The organism is Pseudomonas inefficax (assembly GCF_900277125.1).
Classification (GTDB): Bacteria; Pseudomonadota; Gammaproteobacteria; order Pseudomonadales; family Pseudomonadaceae; genus Aquipseudomonas; species Aquipseudomonas inefficax.
Genome location: NZ_OPYN01000008.1, coordinates 1 through 7,500, shown reverse-complemented (window position 1 = coordinate 7,500; position 7,500 = coordinate 1). Strand labels below are relative to the sequence as shown.

Sequence of the window (7,500 nt, the reverse complement as noted above, 5' to 3'; positions counted from 1 at the left end):
TCCACCACTGCAACAGCAAAAACCACCCCCAAAAACAAAGCGGGGAGGCCTACCGGCCTCCCCGCTCCTTCTTCATCCCTTACAAACTAGGGAAGGCAAACTGCGAAGCCTCATGGCTGGCCCGCTGCGGCCAACGCTGGGTGATCGCCTTGCGACGGGTATAGAAGCGCACACCGTCCGGGCCATAGGCATGCAGGTCACCGAACAGCGAGCGCTTCCAGCCACCAAAGCTGTGGTAAGCCACCGGCACCGGCAGCGGCACGTTCACACCAACCATGCCCACTTCGATCTCGTCGCAGAACAGGCGCGCCGCTTCACCGTCACGGGTGAAGATGCAAGTGCCGTTGCCATACTCGTGATCGTTGATCAGCTGCATGGCCTGCTCCAGGCTGTTCACGCGCACTACGCACAACACCGGGCCGAAGATCTCTTCCTTATAGATGCGCATCTCCGGGGTCACCTTGTCGAACAGGGTGCCACCAACGAAGTAGCCATCCTCATTACCGGCCACACGGAAGCCACGGCCATCCACCACCAGCTTCGCACCAGCAGCAACACCGTCATCAATGTAGCCCACCACCTTGTCACGGGCAGCAGCCGTCACCAGCGGGCCCATGTCCAGGCCGCACGAGGTGCCGGCACCAATCTTCAATGCCTTGATCTGCGGCTCCAGTTTGGCAATCAGGGCGTCGGCCACCTGATCACCCACGCACACCGCCACCGAAATGGCCATGCAACGCTCGCCGCACGAACCGTAGGCAGCACCCATCAATGCGCTAACGGCATTATCCAGGTCGGCATCCGGCATCAGCACCGCATGGTTCTTCGCACCACCCAGGGCCTGTACACGCTTGCCGCGCTTGGTGCCTTCGGCGTAGATGTACTCGGCAATCGGAGTCGAACCGACGAAGCTCAAGGCTTTCACTTCCGGCGCTTCGATCAGCGCATCCACCGCTTCCTTGTCGCCGTGCACCACGTTGAGGATGCCCTTCGGCAGACCGGCTTCCAGCAGCAACTGGGCGATGAACAGAGTCGAGCTCGGGTCACGCTCGGACGGCTTGAGGATGAAGGCGTTACCGCAGGCGATGGCCAGTGGGTACATCCACAGTGGCACCATTGCCGGGAAGTTGAACGGGGTGATACCGGCAACCACGCCCAGCGGCTGGAAGTCGGACCATGCATCGATGTTCGGGCCGACGTTGCGGCTGTACTCGCCTTTCAGCACTTCCGGTGCGGCGCAGGCGAACTCGACGTTCTCGATGCCACGCTTCAGTTCGCCGGCAGCATCTTCCAGGGTCTTGCCGTGCTCTTCGCTGATCATCTGCGAGATACGCGCTTCGTTCTGCTCCAGCAGTTGCTTGAAGCGGAACATCACCTGGGCGCGCTTGGCCGGCGGGGTGTTACGCCAGGCCGGGAAGGCCGCCTTGGCCGAGTCGATCGCTTCCTGCACGGTCGCGCGGCTGGCCAGCTCGACCTTGCGCACGGCCTGGCCGGTGGACGGGTTGAAGACATCGGCGGTGCGCTCACCCTTGGTAACCAGTTCGCCGTGGATCAGGTGCTGAACAATGCTCATGCAAAACTCCAGATAAAGAAGGTTGAGGCAGGCGCGATGTGTTCACGCGCCTGGCATCAGAATCGGAAAGATCAGTCGATCAGGTTCAGGGTTTCGCCCACTGCGTCGAACAGGCGGTCCAGTTCCTGCGGCGTGGTGTTGAAGGTTGGGCCGAACTGCAGGGTGTCGCCACCGAAGCGTACATAGAAGCCTGCCTTCCACAGTTTCATCGCCGCTTCGTACGGACGCACGATGGCATCACCGTCGCGCGCCGCGATCTGGATCGCACCGGCCAGGCCGTAGTTGCGGATATCGACGATGTTCTTGGTGCCTTTCACGCCATGCAGCAACTTCTCGAAGTGCGGCGCCAGCTCGGCGGAGGCCTGTACCAGGTTTTCCTTCTGCAGCAGGTCCAGCGCGGCGATACCGGCGGCACAGGCTACCGGGTGGGCCGAGTAGGTGTACCCGTGCGGGAATTCCACGGCGTACTCCGGGGTCGGCTGGTTCATGAAGGTCTGGTAGATCTCGCTGCTGGCGATCACCGCGCCCATCGGGATGGCGCCGTTGGTCACCTGCTTGGCGATGCACATCAGGTCCGGGGTCACGCCGAAGGCTTCGGCGCCAGTCATCGCGCCCATGCGGCCGAAGCCGGTGATCACTTCGTCGAAGATCAGCAGGATGTTGTGCTGGGTGCAGATTTCACGCAGACGCTTCAGGTAACCCTTCGGCGGCGGCAGCACACCAGCGGAACCCGCCAGCGGCTCGACGATCACGGCAGCGATGTTGGAGGCGTCGTGCAGCTCGATCAGCTTGAGCATCTCGTCAGCCAGGGCGATACCGCCCTCTTCCGGCATGCCTTTGGAGAAGGCGTTCACCGGCAGCACGGTGTGAGGCAAGTGGTCGACATCCAGCAGCTGACCGAACAGCTTGCGGTTACCGTTGACCCCACCGAGGCTGGTGCCGGCGATGTTCACGCCGTGGTAGCCACGGGCACGGCCGATGATCTTGGTCTTGGTCGCCTGGCCTTTCAGGCGCCAGTAGGCACGCACCATCTTCAGCGCGGTGTCGGCACACTCGGAACCGGAGTTGGTATAGAACACATGGTTCAGGTCGCCCGGGGTCAGCTCGGTGATCTTCTCGGCCAGCTGGAACGACAGCGGGTGGCCGAACTGGAAGGCCGGGGAGTAGTCCAGAGTGCCGATCTGGCGCGCCACCGCCTCGGTGATTTCCTTGCGGGTATGCCCGGCGCCACAGGTCCACAAGCCGGACAGGGCATCGAAGATCTTGCGCCCCTGGTCGTCGAACAGGTAGCTGCCTTCGGCCGCCACGATCAGGCGTGGGTCGCGCTGGAAGTTGCGGTTGGCGGTGTAGGGCATCCAGTGGGCATCCAGCTTGAGCTGGCTGGCGATACCGGCGGTAGCGGTTTCGGGCATGTTCATCGGCGGTTCCTCGGAAGACGATTAGGCAACGATGGATGTTGTTGCAGCTAAATTGGCACGGCCCTCTGTTGATGAAAAGCAGACTTTTCTAACCTTTACATCAAAGGTCACTAAACAAAGGATTACCGTCCGCGCCACCCGTCCAAACATTCGCTTACACGTTTAATCCGCCTCAAACATAGCGTTTATTGAAGGATGCTGGCCCGCATGCGCAGGCTAGGGCTTCGCAAGGTCATGCAACTTTGCCCCTAGTCACAGCGCACCTAAGGAGCCATACCATGAGGTCAATCATTCTCCTATCCCCCGCGAAAATCCTTTTGCAACACGAAGAAGATGAGTGGATGAGCACGCTTGGAGACAGTTCACTGATATTCACAGATGCAGCCCACATGAGCGAACTCATCGACCATCTTCCTAGCATGGCTTCCTCACTTCATTTTTATAAAAATTTCAATGAAAACGCTGCCGTCGAACTAGACACCTTACGCCTTGCTAAACAACTACGAGAACCGCTAGTTATCGCACTCGCCGAAGCCGATCTGCTCAGAGCAGCTCGCGTCAATGACCGTCTTCAAGATCGCGGCTCAGCCCTGGAATCATCGACATTGCTGTATCGCGACAAGTACCTGATGAAACGACGGCTTGCCGAAAACGGCATCAAAATTGCGCCGATGGCCGTCGTAACATCACCATGCGAAATAATAGAGTTCATAGAGCGCTATGGTTACCCCGTAGTCGTAAAACCTCGCGACGGCCGCGGATCTGGCGGCGTCAGCGTAATCAAGGACCCAGACACTCTTTTCAGCTGGTTACATGAACAACCGTACAATTCATTTCATAACCTGATGATAGAAAAATTTCTTGATGCACCTCTTTTGAATATCAACGGTTTATACTTGGATCACCAGCCTATAATAATTTCTCCGGTACGCTCCACCGTCACCTGCCTTCAGTTTCTTGAGGGGAAAAGTTTAGGCTTTCAGATGCTAGCAAATGCAAACCCGTTGCACACCGAATGCATGAAACTGACCAGGCGAATTATTGAACAAGCACTACCCAGATTCAAGAACATGTTATTTCATCTTGAAGTCTTCCATCACAACAATGAGCTTGTAGTTTGCGAAATTGCCTGCCGCCTCGGGGGCTGCAGTGTCAATGACGAGTTGCGAGAAGCATTCAACGTCGATGCTCGCCTGTCATTTATAAAATCAGAACGCCTTGGCAAGAGCACACTGGGAGTCCGGCTGCTTGAGCCTGTACGGCTTGTTGGACAGATCAATATTCCCCCCAGAAGCGCAACGCTGATTGAGCACCCCATAACTATGGATCTTCCATGCATTAGGCGCCAGACAATCACCGCAAAAATAGGAAAAACCTATTCAAGAATGCAACTTACAAATGGCGAAATAGTGACAGCAATAGTTTCAGGAGAAAGTGAAGACGATGTAACAAAAAACCTTGACGCAGTGGATAATTTTGTCGCACGCGCATTCATTTGGGACAAGTGAGTAGAAAATAGCCACCAAGCCAAGTGCACGACGAATTCATAGTCGGCGCGAAAATAACAAAAGGTTTAGCCACCATGGAAAAGGTTGCCATTATTGGCTGCGGATACAGCGGCAGCATCGTACTTCATCGCCTGAAAAATCGTAACCCCAACATATCGATCGATCTCTTTGATCCGGCGGGAATGTCCGGTCATGGGCTTGCTTACCAACCCGACATTTCCAGCAACTTAATAAACAGACCCAGCAGCCTTATGTGGTTAAACGAGCCAGGGGACTTTTCCCGCTGGCTATGCGAAAACCACACCGAAGGAAACACAAATCCACCGAGAGCCTTATTTGGAGAGTTTATTAAGCTGACGTTGGAGCGTTTTGTTGCCCAAAGCACAAACATCCAATTCCACGCCGAAACAGTGACAAATATCAATAAACTCTCACCAAAACATTACTTGGTTACCACATCAAAAAAAATACATGGCCCTTATCGCGCAGTGGTTCTTGCTACTGGAAACCCTGAGCCACGCGACGTGTACAAATTATCCGGAAAAACCAACTACTACAACTCAGCCTATCCCACCTTGCGATTACTGGATATTCGTTCCAGGCACATCGGTGTGATTGGCAACCAGTTATCCGCTATCGATACTACAATCGCCCTGCTTGATGAGTATCCAGACAACCGAGTCACAGTTCTATCTCGACGTAGCAAATTACCTAACTACAGTGACAACTACGAACCCTGTGAACTCAACGTTCTGAACAAAGACCATCTCGCAAACCATTTTGACTCAACGAAAATATCACTATCAGCGATACGTCAGCTTTTCGATGCAGAGCTCATCAGTCAAGGCGTTGATATATCTTTAATGGAGCTCATGACAGATCACACCAAAGTAGATATTGATCGAAAGAAGATTTATTCCATTTTATCAGCCACAAACACTGTCGTGCCCCATCTGTGGAGTCGAATACCAGATCGAGAAAAACGCATCCTTTCAAAACGATACGCTCCGCACTGGCGGCAATTTCGCGTACCCATACCCAAGGAAAGCCGCCACAAGATCGACATCTTCATGCGAAAGGGCAGACTCCGAGCACAGTCTGGGATCGTGAATATACAACCGTATGGCTCCCAGAAATTCAGGGTGCAAGGTGACGGGTACGAAGAGATATTTACACATATCATTAATGCTACAGGAATTGGAGACTCAATAGATACACCACTTTATCGCAACATGGTTAAACACGGTTTATGCCGACCTAACGAGCATGGTGGAATCAAAGTTTGTATCGACGACTGCCGAATCATCGGCACCGACAGCTGTCATGACCTGTTTGCCATAGGCACACCGACTATAGGTGATTTTTTCGCCACGAGTAACATAGACGTTTTGCAGATGCAGGCCGAAATCATTACAAAAAAAATAATGCCAAGGTAATACCATGAAGAAAAAATTACTCTGCCTTGTGTTCGCTGCCCTGACAGGGTTCGCGTTCCATACACTCAGCATACCTCACGGCTTGCTACTTGGCTCTATGGTAGGTTCCGCGGCGATTGCGATCAGTCTAGACCATGCAATAAACCTCAAATTTGGAATCGAATATGTTCAAGTTGTATTAGGCACAGCGACCGGCCTACTGATGAGCAACTGGAACGGTTTCATGACACCTCACATCGTGCCAAGCATCGTCCTAATGCTTATTTGCTTGCTTGGTCAATATCTGGTTTCGTGGGTTTGGCTTTGCAAAATTTGCAAATGGGATCAGAAAGATGCTGTACTCGCCACTTATCCCGGTGCTTTGGCAGCTGTGCTTGACCTGGTCAGATCCGAAAATACGGGAAACAGGGTTGTGGTGGTGCATCTGACACGCTTGGTTCTTATAACATGCACGCTGAGCCTCATGATTCCATCTATTACAAATCAGCCTGACATAACCCAACCCTTTACACTCCAGTCGCACGCCAAAGGTTTAGCAATCCTTTTGACTTTATGCATTCTGACCGGGCTCATCATGCGTCGCCTAGCGGTTCCAGCACCGTTCATGATTAGCGCGATACTCCTCACCAGTTTTCTAGCGTCGCCTTTGGAGCTGAACGCATTCACCGTACCGGATTGGTGCCTTGATGTTACAACAATAATTTTAGGCGTAATTATAGGCTCAAAAGTAAAAGGCATGAAGATCAGTGAGATAAGTAAGCATGCTGGGGCAGGCTTGGTCAGCGTTTCACTCATGTTGCTTTTTGCCGCCGCGGTAGCGTTAATTTTCGCGAACGTAGTAGGAGTGCCACCTTTGCAGCTATGGCTGGCTCATCTTCCAGGGGCAATAGAGTTGGTCGCCCTGATTGGTTACAGCAACGGATTGAATGTAGCGTTTATTCTACTCCATCACTTGGTACGGATGATTGTACTCCACTTCACCCCCGCAATATTGGCTCAATCAAGAGATTATAGAACAAGACCAAAGAGGTAAATACAAGCCGAAAATGCCCCCGCATTGCGGAGAGACTGTTATAGGTATTACAGTACGGATACCGTTTTCAAATATAGTCCCAATAGAACAATGAGCCGACGCCCCGATCCACTCGCCCAAGTCAGCGATTTCGACATCCGCCTGCTGAAGATCTACCGCAGTGTCGTCGAGTGCGGCGGCTTCTCGGCCGCGGAAAACGTGCTGGGCATTGGCCGTTCGGCCATCAGCCAGCAGATGAACGACCTCGAGCAACGTCTCGGCCTGCGCCTGTGCCAACGCGGCCGCGCCGGGTTCTCGCTGACCGAGGAGGGTCGCGAGGTCTATCATTCGGCACTGCAACTGCTCAGCGCCCTGGAAAGCTTCCGCACAGAGGTCAATGGCCTGCACCAGCATTTGCGTGGCGAGCTGAACATTGGCTGGACCGACAACCTGGTGACCTTGCCGCACATGCGCATTACCCATGCGCTGGCCGAACTCAAAGACCGCGCACCCGACGTGCGTATTCAGATCAGCATGACCGCACCCAGTCAGG

Annotated in this window: 6 protein-coding genes; 4 read left to right on the top strand and 2 right to left on the bottom strand. The window is 54.0% G+C overall.

From position 1 onward, the window contains the following. Positions 1–79 precede the first annotated feature (79 nt). Entirely contained in the window at positions 80–1,573 is a 1,494-nt protein-coding gene (locus tag JV551A3_RS01765; protein WP_023662877.1) for a CoA-acylating methylmalonate-semialdehyde dehydrogenase, read from the bottom strand. Between the two features lie 71 nt (positions 1,574–1,644). Next, positions 1,645–2,991, bottom strand: a complete 1,347-nt coding sequence (gene aptA / locus JV551A3_RS01760; RefSeq protein ID WP_133970171.1) for an omega-aminotransferase AptA — start codon at positions 2,989–2,991, stop codon at positions 1,645–1,647. Positions 2,992–3,269: 278 nt separating this feature from the next. On the opposite strand from aptA, the gene JV551A3_RS01755 reads away from it, so the two are divergent. The 4 genes from JV551A3_RS01755 to JV551A3_RS01740 form a co-directional block, all read left to right on the top strand. Beyond that, complete coding sequence (locus JV551A3_RS01755; protein ID WP_133978261.1) at positions 3,270–4,499, top strand: ATP-grasp domain-containing protein; 1,230 nt, start codon at positions 3,270–3,272, stop codon at positions 4,497–4,499. A 74-nt stretch (positions 4,500–4,573) separates the two neighbouring features. Continuing rightward, positions 4,574–5,935, top strand: coding sequence for an FAD/NAD(P)-binding protein (locus JV551A3_RS01750; RefSeq protein ID WP_133978260.1), 1,362 nt, complete (start codon positions 4,574–4,576; stop codon positions 5,933–5,935). A 4-nt stretch (positions 5,936–5,939) separates the two neighbouring features. Next, positions 5,940–6,968: an AbrB family transcriptional regulator gene (locus JV551A3_RS01745; protein WP_133978258.1), complete on the top strand. Its 1,029-nt coding sequence runs from the start codon at positions 5,940–5,942 to the stop codon at positions 6,966–6,968. 90 nt (positions 6,969–7,058) lie between these two features. Next, positions 7,059–7,500 (top strand): LysR family transcriptional regulator (locus JV551A3_RS01740; protein ID WP_133978256.1); only part of this gene is annotated, 442 nt, incomplete at its 3' end.